General features: G+C 65.7%; 18 protein-coding genes and 2 riboswitches. Of the genes, 5 read left to right on the forward strand and 13 right to left on the reverse strand.

The features are described from left to right. The first annotated feature begins 25 nt into the window (after positions 1-25). On the forward strand, positions 26-1,186 hold the full coding sequence (locus tag AC1DRD_RS09310; protein WP_478041169.1) for a saccharopine dehydrogenase family protein: 1,161 nt from the start codon (positions 26-28) through the stop codon (positions 1,184-1,186). 42 nt (positions 1,187-1,228) lie between these two features. Here AC1DRD_RS09310 and AC1DRD_RS09315 read toward each other — a convergent pair whose 3' ends face one another. The 4 genes from AC1DRD_RS09315 to AC1DRD_RS09330 form a co-directional block, all read right to left on the reverse strand. Continuing rightward, positions 1,229-1,582: a hypothetical protein gene (locus AC1DRD_RS09315; RefSeq protein WP_478031405.1), complete on the reverse strand. Its 354-nt coding sequence runs from the start codon at positions 1,580-1,582 to the stop codon at positions 1,229-1,231. Then, positions 1,579-1,836 (reverse strand): hypothetical protein, encoded by a 258-nt coding sequence (locus AC1DRD_RS09320; protein ID WP_478031404.1) that lies wholly within the window; start codon positions 1,834-1,836, stop codon positions 1,579-1,581. The genes AC1DRD_RS09315 and AC1DRD_RS09320 overlap by 4 nt, the downstream gene beginning before the upstream one ends. Positions 1,837-1,933: 97 nt before the next feature. Next, positions 1,934-4,222, reverse strand: coding sequence for a ribonuclease R family protein (locus AC1DRD_RS09325; protein WP_478041170.1), 2,289 nt, complete (start codon positions 4,220-4,222; stop codon positions 1,934-1,936). Between the two features lie 47 nt (positions 4,223-4,269). After that, entirely contained in the window at positions 4,270-4,620 is a 351-nt protein-coding gene (locus AC1DRD_RS09330; protein ID WP_478031401.1) for a hypothetical protein, read from the reverse strand. A gap of 89 nt (positions 4,621-4,709) precedes the next feature. On the opposite strand from AC1DRD_RS09330, the gene glpD reads away from it, so the two are divergent. Together glpD and AC1DRD_RS09340 are read left to right on the forward strand one after the other, a co-directional pair. Then, the gene (gene glpD / locus AC1DRD_RS09335) at positions 4,710-6,164 is read left to right on the forward strand and encodes a glycerol-3-phosphate dehydrogenase (protein WP_478041171.1); all 1,455 of its coding nucleotides are present in this window, start codon (positions 4,710-4,712) and stop codon (positions 6,162-6,164) included. Positions 6,165-6,221: 57 nt separating this feature from the next. After that, positions 6,222-6,533: a PilZ domain-containing protein gene (locus AC1DRD_RS09340; RefSeq protein ID WP_478031398.1), complete on the forward strand. Its 312-nt coding sequence runs from the start codon at positions 6,222-6,224 to the stop codon at positions 6,531-6,533. Between the two features lie 15 nt (positions 6,534-6,548). Here AC1DRD_RS09340 and AC1DRD_RS09345 read toward each other — a convergent pair whose 3' ends face one another. From AC1DRD_RS09345 to AC1DRD_RS09355, 3 genes are read right to left on the reverse strand one after another with little or no spacing between them, the layout of a single operon-like run. Continuing rightward, positions 6,549-7,445, reverse strand: a complete 897-nt coding sequence (locus AC1DRD_RS09345) for an extracellular catalytic domain type 1 short-chain-length polyhydroxyalkanoate depolymerase (protein ID WP_478041172.1) — start codon at positions 7,443-7,445, stop codon at positions 6,549-6,551. Between the two features lie 58 nt (positions 7,446-7,503). After that, on the reverse strand, positions 7,504-7,932 hold the full coding sequence (locus AC1DRD_RS09350) for a hotdog fold thioesterase (RefSeq protein WP_478031395.1): 429 nt from the start codon (positions 7,930-7,932) through the stop codon (positions 7,504-7,506). A gap of 52 nt (positions 7,933-7,984) precedes the next feature. Next, positions 7,985-9,520 (reverse strand): aminoacyl--tRNA ligase-related protein, encoded by a 1,536-nt coding sequence (locus AC1DRD_RS09355; protein WP_478031394.1) that lies wholly within the window; start codon positions 9,518-9,520, stop codon positions 7,985-7,987. Positions 9,521-9,620: 100 nt separating this feature from the next. Between AC1DRD_RS09355 and AC1DRD_RS09360 the strand changes: the two genes are divergently transcribed. Together AC1DRD_RS09360 and AC1DRD_RS09365 are read left to right on the forward strand one after the other, a co-directional pair. Further along, positions 9,621-10,409, forward strand: coding sequence for a hypothetical protein (locus tag AC1DRD_RS09360; protein WP_478031392.1), 789 nt, complete (start codon positions 9,621-9,623; stop codon positions 10,407-10,409). A 10-nt stretch (positions 10,410-10,419) separates the two neighbouring features. After that, positions 10,420-11,379 (forward strand): DMT family transporter, encoded by a 960-nt coding sequence (locus AC1DRD_RS09365; RefSeq protein WP_478031391.1) that lies wholly within the window; start codon positions 10,420-10,422, stop codon positions 11,377-11,379. Between the two features lie 7 nt (positions 11,380-11,386). Here AC1DRD_RS09365 and AC1DRD_RS09370 read toward each other — a convergent pair whose 3' ends face one another. The 6 genes from AC1DRD_RS09370 to AC1DRD_RS09395 all read right to left on the reverse strand — a co-directional run bounded on the left by AC1DRD_RS09370 (position 11,387) and on the right by AC1DRD_RS09395 (position 17,470). Further along, complete coding sequence (locus tag AC1DRD_RS09370) at positions 11,387-11,902, reverse strand: CcdC protein domain-containing protein (protein WP_478031389.1); 516 nt, start codon at positions 11,900-11,902, stop codon at positions 11,387-11,389. 60 nt (positions 11,903-11,962) lie between these two features. Continuing rightward, positions 11,963-13,537: an aminomethyl-transferring glycine dehydrogenase subunit GcvPB gene (gcvPB, locus tag AC1DRD_RS09375; protein ID WP_478031388.1), complete on the reverse strand. Its 1,575-nt coding sequence runs from the start codon at positions 13,535-13,537 to the stop codon at positions 11,963-11,965. Further along, positions 13,534-14,892, reverse strand: coding sequence for an aminomethyl-transferring glycine dehydrogenase subunit GcvPA (gcvPA, locus tag AC1DRD_RS09380; protein WP_478031387.1), 1,359 nt, complete (start codon positions 14,890-14,892; stop codon positions 13,534-13,536). The genes gcvPB and gcvPA overlap by 4 nt, the downstream gene beginning before the upstream one ends. Before the next feature lie 100 nt (positions 14,893-14,992). Continuing rightward, positions 14,993-15,364 (reverse strand): glycine cleavage system protein GcvH, encoded by a 372-nt coding sequence (gene gcvH, locus AC1DRD_RS09385; RefSeq protein WP_478031541.1) that lies wholly within the window; start codon positions 15,362-15,364, stop codon positions 14,993-14,995. After that, a complete protein-coding gene (gene gcvT, locus AC1DRD_RS09390) occupies positions 15,361-16,497 on the reverse strand; it encodes a glycine cleavage system aminomethyltransferase GcvT (protein ID WP_478041173.1) in 1,137 nt (378 codons plus the stop codon). The genes gcvH and gcvT overlap by 4 nt, the downstream gene beginning before the upstream one ends. Positions 16,498-16,555: 58 nt before the next feature. Next, a riboswitch (glycine riboswitch) is annotated at positions 16,556-16,665 on the reverse strand. Further along, positions 16,666-16,753, reverse strand: a riboswitch (glycine riboswitch). Between the two features lie 96 nt (positions 16,754-16,849). Next, positions 16,850-17,470, reverse strand: a complete 621-nt coding sequence (locus tag AC1DRD_RS09395; protein ID WP_478041217.1) for a hypothetical protein — start codon at positions 17,468-17,470, stop codon at positions 16,850-16,852. Between the last annotated feature and the right edge of the window lie 13 nt (positions 17,471-17,483).

Here is a 17,483-nt window from a genome sequence, read left to right on the forward strand (position 1 = left end):
CCAGGGAGAGGAGTTGGAGAGAAACATGGCCCGCGAGTTCGATATCATCGTCTATGGCGCCACCGGCTTCACCGGGCGGCTGGTCGCCGAATATCTCTCCGAAACCTATCCCAACGGCGTCAAATGGGCGATGGCCGGGCGCTCGCTCAGCAAGCTCCAGGAAGTGCGCGACCTGATCGGTGCCCCCGCCGGCGTCACCCTGATCGCGGCGAATTCGGACGATCCCGCCAGCCTGAAGGCGATGTGCGAGCGCGCCAGAGCCGTCATCACTACGGTCGGCCCCTATCAACTCTATGGCAGCGATCTGGTCGCTGCCTGTGCCGAGACCGGCACCGCCTATCTCGATCTTTGCGGCGAACCTGCCTGGATGCGCCACATGATCGATGCGCATCACGAGACCGCCAAACGCAGCGGTGCGCGGATCGTGTTTTCGTGTGGGTTCGATTCGATCCCCTTCGACCTCGGCGTGCTGAGCTTGCAGCAATGCGCGATCGCCAAGCATGGCGGGCCGGCGCCGCGCGTGAAGTGCCGCGTGCGAGTGATGAAGGGCGGTTTTTCGGGCGGCACCGCGGCAAGCCTGAAGGCGACATTGGCCGCCGCCGCGAGGGATCCGCGCATCGTCGCGTTGCTGACCAACCCGTTCGCGCTGACCCCCGGTTTTTCGGGGCCGCACCAGCCGACCGGGCTGCTGCCCGAATATGACAAGGCGGTCGGCGCCTGGGTCGCGCCGTTCATCATGGCGCCGATCAACACCAAGAATGTCCATCGCACCAACTTCCTGCTGGGCGAGAAATACGGCGCCAATTTCGTCTATGACGAGATGATGGTCGCCGGGCTGGGCGATCTCGGCAAGGCCGCCGCCGAGGCGATCGCCAAGGTCAATCCGCTCGCCGGCGACAAGGGCCCCAAGCCGGGTGAAGGCCCCTCCAAGGAAGACCGCGACAGCGGCCATTACGACATATTGTTCATTGGCGAATTCCCCGATGACAGCCGGGTCGAATGCGTCGTCACCGGCGACAAGGATCCGGGCTACGGATCGACCAGCAAGATGATTGCCGAAGCGGCGCTCTGCCTGGTGCAGGATGTGCAAGGCGACGGCGGAATCTGGACGCCCGGCGCGTTGATGGGCGATGCGTTGCGCGACCGGCTGACCGCGAAGGCGGGCCTGACGTTCCGCTCAGGATGAGCCTTCGATTGCACGGTTAAAAATCAGACGCGGCGCCAGGCATCACCCGCGATAAAACAGCACCGCCACCGCCGCGATCACCAGCGAGATGCCGACCGCCCACATCGCGCGGACGCGGCCCGCTTGCTGTTCGCGGTAATGATTGGCTACCAGATCGAGCCAATAATGGCCCGGCAGCGTCTCGCGCACGACGCCGGCTTTCCTCAGCTTCATCAGTTCGGCGACGTCGCCCGGCCCGGGACTGAACGCGATCGCCTGTTCGGGCGCCAGCGCGTGCGCCTGGATCATCGCGCGCGCGATCCGCGAGCGCGTGCGCAACATCGCCGGATGGATCGGCGGCGGCCCCGCCGGTCCCGGCTGCGGCACGATGCCGATCAGGTCGAGCTTGCCGCTCATCCGCCGCCCGCGAGGAAACCAAGCGCAACGCCGATCGCCACGGCGGCGCCGACCGCCAACCCCGCGCGACGGCGACGCGACCTGGTCCAATTGTCAAAGGCCGGAATGTCGAGCCAATAGGTCCCCGCCTTGCCGACATGGACGACGCCTTGCTCGATCAAGCGCTCGAGCAAGCGGCGCTCGATCCCGCGACTCGGGACATAGGAGATGGCCTTGTCGGCTGCGACCGCGTTCTGCGTCATGAAATGCGACATCAGCCTGCGCCGCGCTCGTGCCGCCGCGCCTGCCGCTGCTCCTGCCGCTGCTCCACCCATAAGCCTCACTCCCCCCGGTCTTGTATCCAATATACCATCAACGTCGCCGCCCTTGATGGCGGATGTTGGGCGGACGGCCGCGGCGTTTCAAGACGCGTTCGGGTTTCTTGCACGGCGACGCGGCGTAGCGCCCCTCAGGCAGTTCAAAACGCAGCGCGCCGGAGACCGGATTGGCCTCCGCCAGCCGCAATTGAAGGACCTGGCCGATGGCATATTCGTCGCCCGACGTCTCACCGACCAATTTCCTAGCAGCCTCATCGTAGCGGAAATATTCGCTGCCCAGGTCGCGAACCGGCAGCAAGCCGTCGCCGCCGATCCCGGCGACCGTCGCGAAGATGCCGAAATTCTGCACGCCGGTGATGCGGGTCTCGACGATCTCGCCGACCTTCTCGGCCAGGAAAGCGGCGACATAGCGGTCGATCGTGTCGCGTTCGGCCTCCATCGCGCGGCGCTCGAGCCGGCTGATCGATTCGCCGATCCGCTCCATCCCCGCCGCTTCGTCATCGGTCAGCCCGCCAGGGCCGAGGCCGTAAGCGGCAACCAGCGAGCGATGGACGATGAGATCGGCATAACGGCGGATCGGCGAGGTGAAATGCGCATAGCTGCCGAGCGCGAGCCCGAAATGGCCGTGATTGCCCGGCGCGTAATAGGCTTGGGTCTGCGAGCGCAGCACCTGTTCCATCACTTGCGGGCGGAAGTCGACGTCACCGATCTTGTCGAGGATATGGTTGAAGGTGGCGGGCTGAATCACCTGGCCCAGCGCGAACTTGACGCCCCAGGTTTCGAGATAGTCCTTGAGCGCGACCAGCTTCTCGCGCGCCGGCGGTTCGTGGACGCGGTACATCACCGGCGCCTTCTTCGCCTCGAGCGCTTTGGCCGCCGCGACATTGGCGGCGATCATGTAATCCTCGATCAGCCGGTGCGCGTCGAGCCGCTCGCGCGGCGCGACCGACAGGATGCGGCCCATCTCGTCGAGCACCACCCGGCGCTCGGGCAGATCGAGATCGAGCGGCTCGCGTTTGTCGCGGGCAGTCGCCAGCGCCCGCCAGCAGGACCAGAGGGGCACCAACGCGCCCTCAACCAGCTCGTCATCCCAGCGAAAGCTGGGATCTCGTGTCGCTGTGGCTGACGCCTTCTGAGACCCCAGCTTTCGCTGGGGTGACGACCGCGCATCGATCGCCGCCTGCGCGTCCTCATACGCAATATTCGCCGCGATCCGCACGACCGCGCGAGTGAAGCGCCAAGATTTGAGCGTCCCGTCCCTGGCAATCTGCAAATGACAGGCGAGCGCCGCGCGATCCTCGCCAGTCTTGAGCGAACACACTTCCGCCGACAGGATTTCGGGCAGCATCGGCACGACACGGTCGGGGAAATAGACCGAATTGCCGCGCCGCCGCGCCTCGCGATCGAGCGCCGAGCCGGGACGAACGTAGAAGGACACGTCGGCGATCGCGACCACCGCTTTCCAGCCGTCGGGATTCTTGGGGTCATCGTCGGGCGCCGCCCAGACCGCATCGTCATGGTCGCGCGCATCGGCGGGATCGATCGCGACGATCGGCAGGTCAGTCAGGTCTTCGCGCCCCTCACCCAGCGGCTGCTTCGCGACGCGTTCGGCTTCCTCCAACGCTTCGTCGGCAAAGCGATCGGGAATGTCGTGCTCATGGATCGCGATCAGCGAGAAGCTGCGCGGCGCGAACGGGTCGCCCAATCGTTGCGTGACACGCACGGTGATGCGCGGCGGGCGCCCGGCCTTTTCGGCCAGCACCAAGTCGCCCGGTTCGGCATCGCCGGCATCGGACACCTGATATTGCCGCCGCTCGCGTTTCTCGACACCTTCGAGCCACAATCGATCGCCTTCGCGCCGGAGTACGCCCAGCATCAGCTCCTCGCCCTTGGCGAGATGCTTCATCGGGTGCGCGATCCAGCCCTTTCCGGCCTCTTCGGTGCGGGCGAGAATACGGTCGCCGACGCCGAGCGCGGATCGCTTGCTCCGTTCGCGCACGCGCAGCCGCGGTACCGGCACGCCTTCGGCTTCCCAGCGTTCCGGGACCGCCCAGACATTGCCGCCATCGTCGACATCGGAGATGCGGAGCATGGTCACCTTGGGTAGCCCGCCCATCTTGTGAAAGGCGCGGCCGGGCGCGCTGTCGATCAGGCCTTCGTCGGCCATGTCCTTGAGCAGTGCCTTGAGTGCGATCTTCTCCTGTGCGGTCAGGCCGAAGCCGCGCGCGATTTCGCGCTTGCCCGCCGGCGTATCGGACGAGGCGATGAAATCGAGGATCTGCTGTCGCGTGGGAAGGCCGGGTTTATGCTTTGGTTTTGCCATGTCAGGGCAAGATAGGCCCAAGCGGCCTTCCCGTCACCCCGCCCGCGTCAGCGCGCGAGCAGGTCGATGATGTCGCGTACCAGCCGCGTCTGCGGATCGACGATATAGACGGAATCGTCGCGATAAACGTAGCGGTAGCGCGCATTGTATGGAACGCGGTAGCGATACGCCCGCGGTATCGCGTCGTAGCGCGTCCAGCCGTTATAGCCGGCCGGAATGCGAGCGCCGCGATCCCAATAATATTTGCGCGCCTGCCCCGGCGGCATGCAGCCATTGCCTTTCTTCGCGAGCCCAGGCGGGCATCCCCCGTGCCGGCCCTGGCCGGGATCGGCGCTCGCTGATGTGGCGAGCATGGTCGCGACCGCGACCGCGCTAGCCGCGATGAGGAATTTTCGCATATGGGATGCATCCTGCAGTTGACGTAGACGTGATGAACCGGTGAGACCGGCAACTGTTCCGCCCCCGTGCCGAAACCAGGATTGAACCCGTGACGTACGACCTCCTCATCGCCGGCGGCGGGATCAATGGCTGCGCGATCGCGCGTGAAGCGTCGCTACTCGGGCTGAAAGTCCTGCTGGTCGAGCGCGACGACCTTGCCAGCCACACGTCATCGGCCTCGACCAAGCTGATCCATGGCGGCTTGCGGTATCTCGAATATTACGACTTCCGGCTGGTCGCCGAGGCGTTGCGCGAGCGCGAATTGCTGGTCCACGCCGCGCCGCACATCATCCGCCCATTGCGCTTCGTCCTGCCGCAGGAGAATGCCGTGCGGCCGTGGTGGATGGTCCGGATCGGGCTCTACCTCTACGACATGCTCGGCGGGAAGATGAGCCTACCCCGCTCGCGCGGATTGCGCGCGTCGGACAAGGACTACATCTCGCCGCTCAAGGGCGGCAGTAGCGGGTTCGTCTACTCCGACGCGCAGGTCGACGATTCACGCCTGACCCTGCTCAACGCGGTCGACGCCCATGCCAATGGCGCCGAGATCTGCACCCGGGTCTCGCTCGACAGCGCGCGGCGCGAGGGCGACCATTGGACCGCGACCCTGTCCGATCGCCGCAAGGTCGAGGCGCGCGCGCTGGTCAATGCGGCGGGTCCCTGGGTCCATCTGATGCTCGATCGCCTGGGCCTCGACGGCAAGGCCAAGGTCCGGCTGGTCAAGGGCAGCCATATCGTGGTGCCCAAACTCTATGAGGGCGACCACGCTTATATCCTCCAGCTGCCCGACCGCCGCATCATCTTCGCCATTCCGTGGCAAGGCGGGACCGAGATCGGCACGACCGACGTTCCGGTCGATGCGCCCGAAGACGCCAAGATCACCGACGATGAGATCGCCTATCTGTGCCAGGGCGCGAACCATCATTTCGTCAAGCAGATCACGCCGGCCGACGTGACCTATAAATGGTCGGGCGTGCGTCCGCTGTACGACGATGGCGCGAGCGAGGCCAAGGCGGTGACGCGCGATTATGTGCTCGAACTCGACACTGACGGGCCGCCGCTGTTGAGCGTATTCGGCGGCAAGATCACCACCGGGCGCCATCTGGCCGAGGACGCGATGGGCAAGCTCGGCCCGGAGCTGGGGCTAAAGCGCCGTCCGGTGTCGCGCGCGCGGGTATTTCCAGGTGGCGCGATCGCCGACTTCGACCAGTTCGTCGCCCAGGTCCGCGCGACCTGGCCGTTCCTTGGCGACGATCGGTCGCAGCGAATGGCGCATGCTTATGGCACGATGCTCGGCGACATGCTCGATGGCGTGACTGACGAAGCCGGCATGGGCGCCGATCTGGGCGGCGGCCTGACCGAGATCGAGGCGCGCTGGATGCGCGACCGCGAATGGGCACGGACCGCCGAGGATGCTCTCATGCGGCGCAGCAAGCTCGGGCTGCGCCTGACCACCGCCGAGCGTGATCGCGTCGACCATTGGTGGCAGGAAAACGGCGTTTAGTCAGTCATTAACCGGCCTTGTTGCATAGCCGCTCCAAGGGCAGACGGGGGCCGGACGATGGCTACGACATTTTCGCATTTTCGCCGCCGGGCGACTGACGCCAAGTACGATCTGAAACCGGTCCTTTCGGTCGCGCATGCCAGCGTGAAACGCCACCGAAAAGCCGCGCTTCACCAGCTGTCGATCTACGGCTGCCGCCTCTCAAGCCGTATCGAAGCCGAGCAGGGCGAATCGCTGACGCTCCGGTTCGATCGCAGCGCGCCGATCGCCGCCACCGTGATCTGGTGTGCCGACGGGTTGATCGGCGCGCGCTTCGACGAGCCGATCGAGCGCGAGATGATGCGTTCGCTGACGCTGCGCATCGCCTGAATCGCGCCTGTCGCGTCAGCGCCGGTGCGCGGCGAAGAACTCCCACATCAACGCGGTACCGTCGACCTTGCCGGTATTGCGAGTCACCCCCGGCCTTCCCAGACCGCGTCCCGGCCAGCCATGTTCGGCGCCCTTCATGATGTAGAAGTCGACATCCGCACCGGCGGCGCAGCCGGTCCATGTTTCGCGAACAAAATCGCTCGTCTCGCTCCGCACCGGGCCCTTGGTGCAACGGTTGGCGGCCGCCCAATAAGTCGCGGCGTAGCGCGAGGGCTTGTACGGCATGCCCTGCGACCGCCGAACGATGCCTGTCGTGCTGGTCCCGCCGGCGACGGGCACCTGCTCGTCCTTCTCGGCGTTGACGATCAGCACCGGCACCGCGGCTACAGGCCGCGGCTCGTTGCCGAACAACGCGCCGACAAAGATCGCCGCGCCGGCAATACGATCGCCCAGCTCGATCGCCACGCGCTCGGCCATCATCCCGCCGTTCGACATGCCGACGACATAGACGCGCTTCGGATCGACCGGCTGCGTGCGGTCGAGTTCGTCGATCATCGACCGGATGAAGCCGATATCGTCGATCTTCTCGCGCATCGCATAAGCGCAGCAGCCACCAGCGTTCCAGGTTTCGAGCTTGCCCAGGCGCGACGATCCCTCAGGCAACGCGAGGATGAAGCCTTCCTTCGCCGCCTTGTCGATCAGCCCGGCCGATTTGGCGACCTGCGCGCCATTGCCGCCGCCGCCATGGAGCGCGATGACCAGGGGCCGACGCCCGCTACCGGGCGGAACGAACAATTGATATGTGCGATTGCCGATCCGATGCGACACCAGCGGCCCATCGGCGGCTGGCGCGCTAGTCGGCAGCTGCAGCACGATGCCGGCGATCCCCATCAATACCAAGATCCAACGCATGGTGGCCCTCCTTGCCCTCATGCGCGTTCAACGCGCGAGGGGCCGGCCACCCTTCGCGTCAGGCGACCGCGATCACCGCCAGCGTGATGCGCGACAGGCAGATCAGCTTGCCGGCATCGTCGGTGATGCGGATCGTCCAGATCTGCGTCGTGCGGCCGAGCGATTCGGCCTTGGCGACCGCGGTGACGTAACCCGACATTGCCGGACGGATATGGTTGGCATTGATCTCCATCCCGACCGTGACCTGTTTGGCCGGGTCGAGCGTCATCGCCCCGCCCATCGAGGCGACCGTCTCCGCTAGCGCGACCGAAGCGCCGCCATGCAACCGCCCGAACGGCTGATGCGTGCGATGATCGACCGGCATGCGAGCCGACACCCAATCGTCACCTGCTTCCAGGAATTCGACCCCGAGCAAGCCGGGCATCGATTTTCCGCCCATCGCCGTCATCGCTGCGAGGTCGGGTTTTTGGCCGCCGAACCAGATCATGCTGCCGGCGCTCCTGCGAAAGCAGACGCACCGCGAACGTGAGCGTCCATGTTCAGTAAGCCCGCGCAATCAGCACGCGCTCGACCGCCGGCGCGCCGGTGAAGATGCACGGACCGTCAGCCGGCGCCGAATCGCGCGGCGTATTGCGCAGGGTCAGCTTGAGCGCCTTCAATTGCTCCTCGACCTTGTCGAGATCGGCACCACTCGGCTTCGACCATTGCGCCAGCACCCAACCCGGCCTTTCGACGCCCTCCGCGAAGAACGCCTTCAGCCCGTCCATGTCGGTCACGTCGGTCGCGATATTGCCGTCCAGCCGCAGCTTCGCCTGTATGTAGAGACCGTGCTGGATCTCGGTCAGCAAGGCGGCCGCCTGCGCCACGCAGCCGTTCTTCGTCACGACAGCGCTGTCGAGCTTGCCGTCCTCGCGATAGAGCGCGTCGCGGCGGATCAGCGAGACGTTGCCCCCCGCCATGTCGCGCCCGCCAACCTCGATCACGATCGGCGCGCCTTTCTTGATCCAGCTCCAGCGCTTGGTGGTCGACTTGGTCGCCTTGAGGTCGAGCAGCACGCGCAGCGGCTCGCCGAACGCACTTTCCTTGACCAATGCCTCCCGGATGCCCTGGCAATAATCGATCAGCGCGGCATCCTCGTCATTGTCGCGCAGCATCGGCACGATCACGATCTGCCACGGCGCGACCTGCGGCGGCACGCGCAGCCCGTCGTCATCGCCATGCGTCATGATCAGGCCGCCGACCATGCGCGTCGACATGCCCCAGCTGATCGTGTTGGCCGGCTCGAACTGCCCCTCGGTGTTTTGGAAGCGGATGTTCTGCGCCTCGGCGAAATGGGTGCCAAGGAAGTGGCTGGTGCCCGCCTGGAGCGCCTTTCCGTCCTGCATCATCGCCTCGATCGACCAGGTCTCGACCGCGCCGGGGAAACGCTCATTTTCGGGCTTCTCGCCGGCGATCACCGGCATCGCGACGCATTCCTCGGCGAACGAGCGATAGAGTTCGAGCGCTTTGGCCGTCTCCGCTTTCGCCTGCTTGGCCGAGGCATAGGCCGCGTGCCCTTCTTGCCACAGGAATTCCGACGTGCGCAGGAACATGCGCGTGCGCATTTCCCAACGGACGACATTGGCCCATTGGTTGATCTGCACCGGCAAATCGCGCCATGACTGGATCCAGCGCGCGAACGCGGCGCCGATCACGGTTTCGGAGGTCGGCCGGACGATCAGCGGCTCTTCGAGCTTGGCGGCGGGATCGGGCACCAGCCCGCCCTTGCCGTCGGGAATCAGGCGGTGGTGCGTGACGACCGCCATTTCCTTGGCAAAGCCTTCGACATGCTCCGCTTCCTTTTCGAAATAGGAAAGCGGAATGAACAGCGGGAAGTAGGTGTTGTCGTAACCGAGCGCGCGGATGCGGTCGTCGATCAGGCGCTGCATGCGTTCCCAGATGCCGTAGCCCCATGGCCGCATGACCATGCACCCGCGGACCCCGCTTTCCTCGGCCATATCGGCCTCGGCGATGACGGTCTGATACCATTCCGCGAAGTTCTCGGCGCGGGTGACGGATAAAGCGTGCTTGATCATGACGGGGGCGGATAGCGGGAAAGTCTGCCCGGTCCAAGCGCCTGCTCTTGCCGAAAGGCCAGTGCGTCCCTTACGCTGTTGCGGGGCAAGGGGGGACTCTATGAGCTATAACGAGCGGTCTGACGGCTATCAGGGCGTCAAATACGGTGCCGTGGCGATGATCCTTATCGGCGGCGCCTTCGTCCTGAAGATGTGCGGTGGACTGGCTGGGATTTTTGGCGGCCTGCCACCGATGACGCCGTTGGCGGCACAGTCACAGCTGCTGAACGATCCGCAGAGTGGTCCGCTCTTCAAGACGCTACAGAAAACCTATCCGAGCGAATTCGACGGTCTGACCAATGAGCTCGCGCGGCGCGGCGCCGAATTCCAGAGCAAACAGGATATCGTCAGCGGCGGACGCGCCTATCTGCTCGCGGCGATGAAGCGGCACCTTGGCGAAATCGGAGAGGCCCCGCATGCGTCGCTGTCCGACTATCGCAAATCGGAAATCGCGGCGCTGCAGGCGTTGCAGATCGACGATGCCGCCTCGTGCGCTGCCTATTTCACCACTGGCGTCATCAACCTGCCCAAAGCCACGTCGGCGGTTAAGACGGCGATGACGGAGTTTCAGATCAAGACCTGGACGACCGCGGCAGCCGGACGGGACCAATCGGTAAAGCGCACCGTGGCCAAGCCGGGCGTAGAGGACGTCAAGGCGATCATGTCGAGAGCGGCGCAGGTTAGGTCGAATCAGGACGACGTCGATAAGCTGCTGGCAGGAACATCACTGCCCGACAAAGCCGAGTGTGGCGCAGGTCTCGCGTTGCTGCAGGGAATCGACGCATTGCCCGACGCCCGAGCAGATAATTTCACCGCTTTCATGGTCCAAACCGTCGCAGCCAAGCCCTGACCGCCGCCTTGTGCTGCGCGACGGCGCGGCGCATGGCAATGATATGGGGGCAGCGGCGCAGGAAAATAACGATCGCGTGATGCTGGGCATCGCGATGCGGCTGCTCGCGGTGTTCCTGCTGTCCAGCCTGTCCGCGCTGATCAAGGTCGCCGAGACGCGTGGCGCCAACCTCGCCGAGATCATGTTCTTCCGTCAGGGCGCCGCCGTGCCGGTAGTGCTCGCCTATATGATGGTCGCGGGCCCGGGCCCGGGCCTGGGCGCGGTGCAGTCGCGCGCGGTGCGCGGTCAGGTGATCCGCGCCACGGTCGGACTGACCGGCATGGTATTCAACTTCGGCGCGATACTGTTGCTGCCGCTGGCCGAGGCAACCACCCTGGCCTTCACCGTCCCGATCTTCGCGACAATATTGGGCGCGCTGGTGCTCAAGGAACCGACCGGCTGGCATCGCTGGGGCGCGGTGGCCGCCGGGTTCCTCGGCGTGCTGATCGTCACCCAACCGGGCAGCGGGCATTTCCCGATCGGCGGCGCACTGGTCGGGCTCACCTCGGCGGTGTTCGTCGCGCTGGTCGCGATCCAGCTCCGCCAGATCGGCAAGGTCGACGCGCCGGTCACGACGGTGTTCTGGTTCTCGTCGCTGTCGATGGTGCCGCTGACGCTGATCTATCCGTTCTACGCGCATGGCCACGACGCCACGACCTTCGCGGTATTGATCGCGATGGGCCTGGTCGGCGGGCTCGGCCAGATCGCCTTCACCGCCGCGCTCAAATACGCGCCGGTCTCCGCGGTGATGCCGATGGACTATTCGAGCCTGATCTGGGCGACACTCTATGGCTGGGTATTGTTCGGCATGCTGCCGACCCCATGGACCTGGGTCGGCGCGCCGGTGATCGTCGCCAGCGGCCTGTACATCGTCTGGCGCGAGCACCGCGTCGCACGCCACCCGCAGGTGCGCGAGGCGATCGCGGACTAGGCGCGGCTTAGGCCCGAGCCCCGCGCACCTCGTCGAGCATCTGGCGGGCACGCACGAACATCTCCAGCCGCGTGGCCGCGAACAGCCCCAGGGCCAAGGCGATCAGCACATCGGTGACCAGCATCGCGCTGATGTGAAAGCCGTTCCCCACCCCGCTCGCCAGAATGGTCTTGGCGCTCATGCGCACCGCGATCAGGACGACGATGAAGATCATCGCCGCAGGTGACGCCTTCTGGTTGAGCACATGCGTTTCGGGATCGACGTGGATCTGCATCATCTTGCCGCGCTGCCAGCCGATCGCGGCGCCGGCGAGCAAGGCCGCGGCGCTGATTGCCCAGCCGATCGCCGTCGGCGGAAACTGATAGAACATCACCCCGGCGAAGATCAGATAGATCGCCGGAACGATCCAGAGCGTCTCCAGCCGCAATCGGCGCAATTGGCTCATCCGCCGCAAGCGGAATGCCAGCAATGCTACAACGACGACTGTGGTGACGGCGTAACTGATAAGCTGTTGCTGCTGCATGACAGTCCCCGAGAAACCCCGGAGACTGTCATAGCAACCTAACTCACTCTCGCGCTAGCCCTATTCGGCCGCTTGCGCCAGCTCCGGATCCTTCCACACCAGCACCGGCTTGCGCGCCGCGAGCGTCTCGTCGAGGCGGCGGCGCGGGGCGAAATGCGGCGCCGAACGTAGCGACTCGTCACCCGCCTTGGCCCGCTCCGCCACCGAGCGCAGCGCGCCGATGAACTGATCGAGCGCCGCCTTCGATTCGGTCTCGGTCGGTTCGACCAGCATCGCGCCATGGACGACGAGCGGGAAGTACATCGTCATCGGATGATAGCCCTCGTCGATCAGCCCCTTGGCGATGTCGATCGTCGAGAACCCCTCGGGCAGGCCGTCGTCGGAGAAGATCGCCTCGTGCATGCACGGGCCGGAGGCTGCGAACGGCGCGTCGAGCGTGTCTTCCAGGCTGCGCAGGATGTAATTGGCGTTGAGCACCGAATCCTCGGCGACCTGGCGCAGGCCGTCGGCACCGTGGCTGAGGATATAGGTCAGCGCGCGGGTGAACATCCCCATCTGGCCATTGAACGCGCACATCCGTCCGAAGCTGTGCGGATGGCGGTCGCCGACGGTTTCCTCCTCGACCAGCGTGATGTGCCCGTCGGCATGGCGCTCGGTGAACGGCAAGGGCCCGTAAGGCGACAATGCCTCCGACAACACCACCGGCCCGGAGCCCGGTCCACCGCCGCCATGCGGGGTCGAGAAGGTCTTGTGCAGGTTGATATGCATCGCATCGATGCCGAGGTCGCCCGGACGCACCCGCCCGACGATCGCGTTGAAATTGGCGCCGTCGCAATAGACGAACCCGCCGGCCGCGTGAACCGCGTCCGAGATCGTCTTCATCTCGCGCTCGAACAAGCCGCAGGTATTGGGGTTGGTGATCATCACGCCAGCGACATCGGGGCCCAGCCGCGCCTTGAGCGCCTCGACATCGACGCGGCCTTCGGCGGTCGCGGGAATGTCCTCGACGGCATAGCCGGCGAACGCGGCGGTGGCCGGGTTGGTACCGTGCGCCGATTCGGGAACCAGGATGACCTTGCGGTGCCCCTCGCCCTTCGCTTCGAGCGCGGCCTTGATGCACAGGATGCCGCACAATTCGCCATGCGCGCCCGCCTTGGGAGTCATTGCGACGCCGTGCATGCCGGTGAGCTCGATCAGCCATACCGCGAGTTCGTTGATCACGCCTAGCGCGCCCTGCACGGTATCGACCGGCTGGAGCGGATGGACGTCAGCGAAACCGGGCAGCCGCGCCATCTTCTCGTTCAAGCGCGGATTGTGCTTCATCGTGCACGATCCGAGCGGAAACAGGCCGAGATCGATCGCGTAATTCTGGCGACTGAGCCGGGTATAATGCCGCACCGCTTCGGGCTCGGACAGGCCCGGCAGGCCGATCGGCGCGCTGCGCTCAAGTCCGCCCAGCCGCGAGGCGACCTTGGCCGGCTCGGCGACTTCGACACCGGTCGTCTCGGTCGAGCCGATCTCGAAGATCAGCGCCTCTTCGAGCATCAGCGCGCGGTTGCCGGTGAAGGTCCCGCTCGATCCTTGACCAGCTTCAGGCGTGGTCGGGCGCCAGCCGCTCTGGTTGATATTGCTCATGCCAGCGCCTCCTCGAGCGCGGAGGCAAGCGTCTCGACGTCCTCCGTAGTGGTGGTTTCGGTGACCGCAACGACCAGCCCGTTGGCGAGATCGGCGACGTCCGGGTAGAGCCGCCCGAGCGACACGCCGGCCAGGATGCCGTTGTCGGCCAACGCGCGAACGATCGGTCGGGCTTCCTTGGACAGCTTGAGCGTGAATTCGTTGAAGAAACCGTCATTGACCAGCTCGACCCCCGGCACCTTGGCCAGCCGCTCCGCCGCGGCGACCGCGCCGGCATGGTTGGTCACAGCGAGTGCGCGCAAACCCGCTTCGCCGAGCAAGGTCATGTGGATCGAGAAAGCCAGCGCGCAGAGCCCGCTATTGGTGCAGATGTTCGACGTCGCCTTCTCGCGGCGAATATGCTGCTCGCGGGTCGAGAGCGTCAGCACGAAACCGCGCTTGCCCTCGGCATCGACGGTCTCGCCGCAGAAGCGCCCCGGCATCTGGCGGATATATTTGTCCTTGCAGCCCATCAGGCCGACATAAGGGCCGCCGAATTGCAGTCCGACGCCGATCGACTGGCCTTCGCCCACGACGATGTCGGCATCCATCTCGCCCGGCGACTTGAGCGCGCCGAGCGCGACCGGCTCGGTCACCACCGCAATCAGCAGCGCCTTCTTGGCGTGCGCCGCATCGGCCAGCGGGCGGAGGTCGGCGATGCGGCCGAGAATGTCGGGATATTGCACTACGACGCACGACGTATCGTCGTCGATTGCCGCGATCAGGCTATCGATATCGGTGTCCGCGGACAGCGTCGGCAACGATGTTTCGAGATGATCGCCGGTATATTTGGCCATCGTCTTGGCGACCGAGACGTAATGCGGGTGGAGCCCGCCCGACAGGATCGCCTTGCCGCGCTTGGTGATGCGCCGCGCCATGCCGATCGCTTCCCAGCACGCGGTCGAGCCGTCGTACATCGAGGCATTGGCGACATCGGTCCCGAGCAGGCGCGCGACCTGCGTCTGGAACTCGAACAGCATCTGCAGCGTGCCCTGCGCGATCTCGGGCTGGTACGGCGTATAGGCGGTCAGGAACTCGCCGCGCTGGATCAGGTGATCGACCGAGGCCGGCACGTGATGGCGATACGCCCCGCAGCCGAGGAAGAACGGCGCGTCGCCCGCCGCGAGATTCTTCTTCGCCAACCTGGTCATGTGGCGTTCGACCGCCAGTTCCGAGGCATGCATCGGCAGATCGCGGATCGGCCCGTCGAGCTGGGCGATCGCAGGCACGTCGACGAACAGGTCATCGATCGTCTTGGCGCCGATCGTGGCGAGCATCGCCTCTCGATCGGGCTGGGTCAGGGGCAGGTAGCGCATTCAGTTTCCCGTCGCCCCGGCGGAGGCCGGGGCCGCTAGGTTTTGGCCGGCGCGCTCCATCACGAAGCGGCCCCGGCCTCCGCCGGGGCGACGCCTGAAATCACAGCTTCGCGACGAACGCGTCGTACTTCGCTTCGTCCATCAGGCCTTCGAGTTCGCTCGGATCGCTCAGGGTCAGCTTGAAGAACCAGCCCTCGCCATCGGCGTCCTCGTTGACCAGCCCGGGATTGTCGGCGAGCTCGGCATTGCCCTCGATGACCGTTCCGGAAACCGGCGAATAGACGTCCGACGCGGCCTTGACCGATTCGACCACCGCGGCCTCGTCGCCCTTGGTGACGGCCTTGCCCTCTTCGGGGACGTCGACGAACACGATGTCGCCCAGCTGGCCCTGGGCATAATCGGTGATACCGACGGTGCCGATATCGCCATCGACATCGACCCATTCATGATCTTCGGTGAAGTAGCGCATTATTTGCTTCCTCTGACGTAGCGGTGGGGAACGAAGGGCATCGCGGCGACGGTCGCTTCATGGACCTTGCCGCGCTGGTTGAGTTGGATGCGGGTGCCGACTTCCGCCATCGCGGCGGGCACATAGGCCATCGCGATCGGCGCGCCGAGCGTGGGGGCGAAGCCGCCCGAGGTGACCTTGCCGACTTCCGAACCGTCGGCGTCGAGCACCGCGGCGCCTTCGCGGACCGGCTGGCGCCCCTCGACCAGCAGGCCGACGCGCTTCACTACCGGCCCCTGCTCGCGTTCGAGCAGGATGCGCGCGGCGCCGGGGTAATTGGCTTCCTCGCGGCGGCGCTTGCTGGCGACCGCGAAGCCGAGCGCCGCCATCAGTGGCGTCGTCTCGGGATCGAGGTCGTGGCCGTAGAGCGGCAGATCGGCTTCGAGCCGCAGCGAATCACGCGCGCCCAGGCCGATCGGCTTCACCTCGGGTTCGCCGCAGAGCAGATCGGCGATCTTTTCCGCCGCATCGGCCGGGATCGAGATTTCGAACCCGTCCTCGCCGGTATAGCCCGAGCGGCTGATATAAGCGTCGACGCCCGCGATCTCGAACCGGCCGCCTTTCATGAACACCAGGACGTCGAGCGGATAGTCGCCGGTCGTGTGGCGCTTGAGGACGTCGAACGCCTTGGGTCCCTGCAACGCGAGCAGCGCACGGTCGTCGAGATGGTTGATGGTGATCTCGTCGGGCAGATGCTCGCGCAGATGGGCGATATCCTCGTATTTCACCGCGCCGTTGACGACCATGTAGATGCCGCCCGGCCAGCGGCTGAACATCAGATCGTCGAGGATGCCGCCATTTTCGGCGAGCAGCAGCGAATATTTCTGCTGGCCGAGCGTCACGCCCTTCACGTCGGCGGGGATCAGCTTCTCCAGCTCGTCGTCGAGATTGTCGCCCGACAGCAGCAGCTGGCCCATATGGCTGACGTCGAACAGCCCGGCTGATTCGCGCACCCACAGATGCTCGGCCATGATGCCTTCATACTGGACCGGCATGTGATAGCCGGCGAACGGCACCATCCGCCCGCCGCGGGCGCGATGCCAGGCATCGAGCGGGAGCGTCTGCAGTTCGATCTCGGTTTCGGCTTCGTCGCTCACCCCAGGTCTCCCGATAACAGATGACGGCGCGACAACGGCCCGTGAGGACCGAATATCCGCCGCCCCCTCTGTCACGGAACCTGAGAGCTTTCACCACGCCTGACGGCGCAGCTTACCCCTTCGGTGGCACGGATGCATCGCCCCCGCACGCTTTCCAGAGCGTCGCTGTCGACAAACGCGGTCCGTTTGCCTGAGAGATTCCGGGGCGGTTGCTCCTTCGGCGGCAGGTCTCCCTGCGCTCTCCCGCGTCGTCAGCGACTAGAGCAATGCTGTGACGCGGTGCAGCAACCGAGTCAATCGCGCGTTTTTGTTCGCGCTGCCGCGCGGKAGCGGGCTGGCACCGCGATACGAATTAGCGCGTCGCGTTGTACTTCAGTTGGTCGTCGGTCAGCTGGAAACCGACCAGCGCCTCGAACGTCGCGCGCAATACGGCGTTGCGGACGTCGGGCGCGCTCAGCGGATCGACCGCGGCGGATTCCTTGCCGGCCTTGCGCTTTTCGGTGATGCGGCGCTTGACCTCATCCGGCAGCGTCGCCGCCGAGCGGTCGACGCTGGCGGTGGCCGATCCATTGACGCTTGCCCGCGTCTGGCCGGCATCGAAATGGACGACGACGCGGCCGACATGCTTGGCCACGACGGCATTGCCGCCCTGAACCACGGTGACGAAATAGGGCAGGGTCACGTCGCGCGCGCCATCGGCGCGGGCCCGCCGCGCGAGTACGGTGAAGGTGATGTTGGTGACGACCTGAGTGCTCTCACCGTCATTGTTGCAGGTCGAGCGCACGTCGGTCATCGCCGCGACCACGTCGATCGCGGTGGCGTCGCGGCTGGTCGCGGGGTCGAACGTGGTGAGATCACCGGTCCCCCCCGGCACGCCGACCGTCGGGCACGGCGTGCGGACCGCGGTAACACCTGCACCCGATTCGGAAATGTCGAGTTCGCCACGGCTGGCACAGCCGCCGAGCACCAGCATTAGAGCGATCGGA

The organism is Sphingomonas sp. P4_G2, from assembly GCF_056401155.1.

Bases quoted from the DNA above. Each gene is read 5' to 3' on its own strand.
- AC1DRD_RS09310 (WP_478041169.1), top strand. From the start codon at position 26: ATGGCCCGCGAGTTCGATATCATCGTCTATGGCGCCACCGGCTTCACC.
- AC1DRD_RS09315 (WP_478031405.1), bottom strand. From the start codon at position 1,582: ATGAGCGGCAAGCTCGACCTGATCGGCATCGTGCCGCAGCCGGGACCG.
- AC1DRD_RS09320 (WP_478031404.1), bottom strand. From the start codon at position 1,836: ATGTCGCATTTCATGACGCAGAACGCGGTCGCAGCCGACAAGGCCATC.
- AC1DRD_RS09325 (WP_478041170.1), bottom strand. From the start codon at position 4,222: ATGGCAAAACCAAAGCATAAACCCGGCCTTCCCACGCGACAGCAGATC.
- AC1DRD_RS09330 (WP_478031401.1), bottom strand. From the start codon at position 4,620: ATGCGAAAATTCCTCATCGCGGCTAGCGCGGTCGCGGTCGCGACCATG.
- AC1DRD_RS09340 (WP_478031398.1), top strand. From the start codon at position 6,222: ATGGCTACGACATTTTCGCATTTTCGCCGCCGGGCGACTGACGCCAAG.
- AC1DRD_RS09345 (WP_478041172.1), bottom strand. From the start codon at position 7,445: ATGCGTTGGATCTTGGTATTGATGGGGATCGCCGGCATCGTGCTGCAG.
- AC1DRD_RS09350 (WP_478031395.1), bottom strand. From the start codon at position 7,932: ATGATCTGGTTCGGCGGCCAAAAACCCGACCTCGCAGCGATGACGGCG.
- AC1DRD_RS09355 (WP_478031394.1), bottom strand. From the start codon at position 9,520: ATGATCAAGCACGCTTTATCCGTCACCCGCGCCGAGAACTTCGCGGAA.
- AC1DRD_RS09360 (WP_478031392.1), top strand. From the start codon at position 9,621: ATGAGCTATAACGAGCGGTCTGACGGCTATCAGGGCGTCAAATACGGT.
- AC1DRD_RS09370 (WP_478031389.1), bottom strand. From the start codon at position 11,902: ATGCAGCAGCAACAGCTTATCAGTTACGCCGTCACCACAGTCGTCGTT.
- gcvPB (WP_478031388.1), bottom strand. From the start codon at position 13,537: ATGAGCAATATCAACCAGAGCGGCTGGCGCCCGACCACGCCTGAAGCT.
- gcvPA (WP_478031387.1), bottom strand. From the start codon at position 14,892: ATGCGCTACCTGCCCCTGACCCAGCCCGATCGAGAGGCGATGCTCGCC.
- AC1DRD_RS09395 (WP_478041217.1), bottom strand. From the start codon at position 17,470: ATGCTGGTGCTCGGCGGCTGTGCCAGCCGTGGCGAACTCGACATTTCC.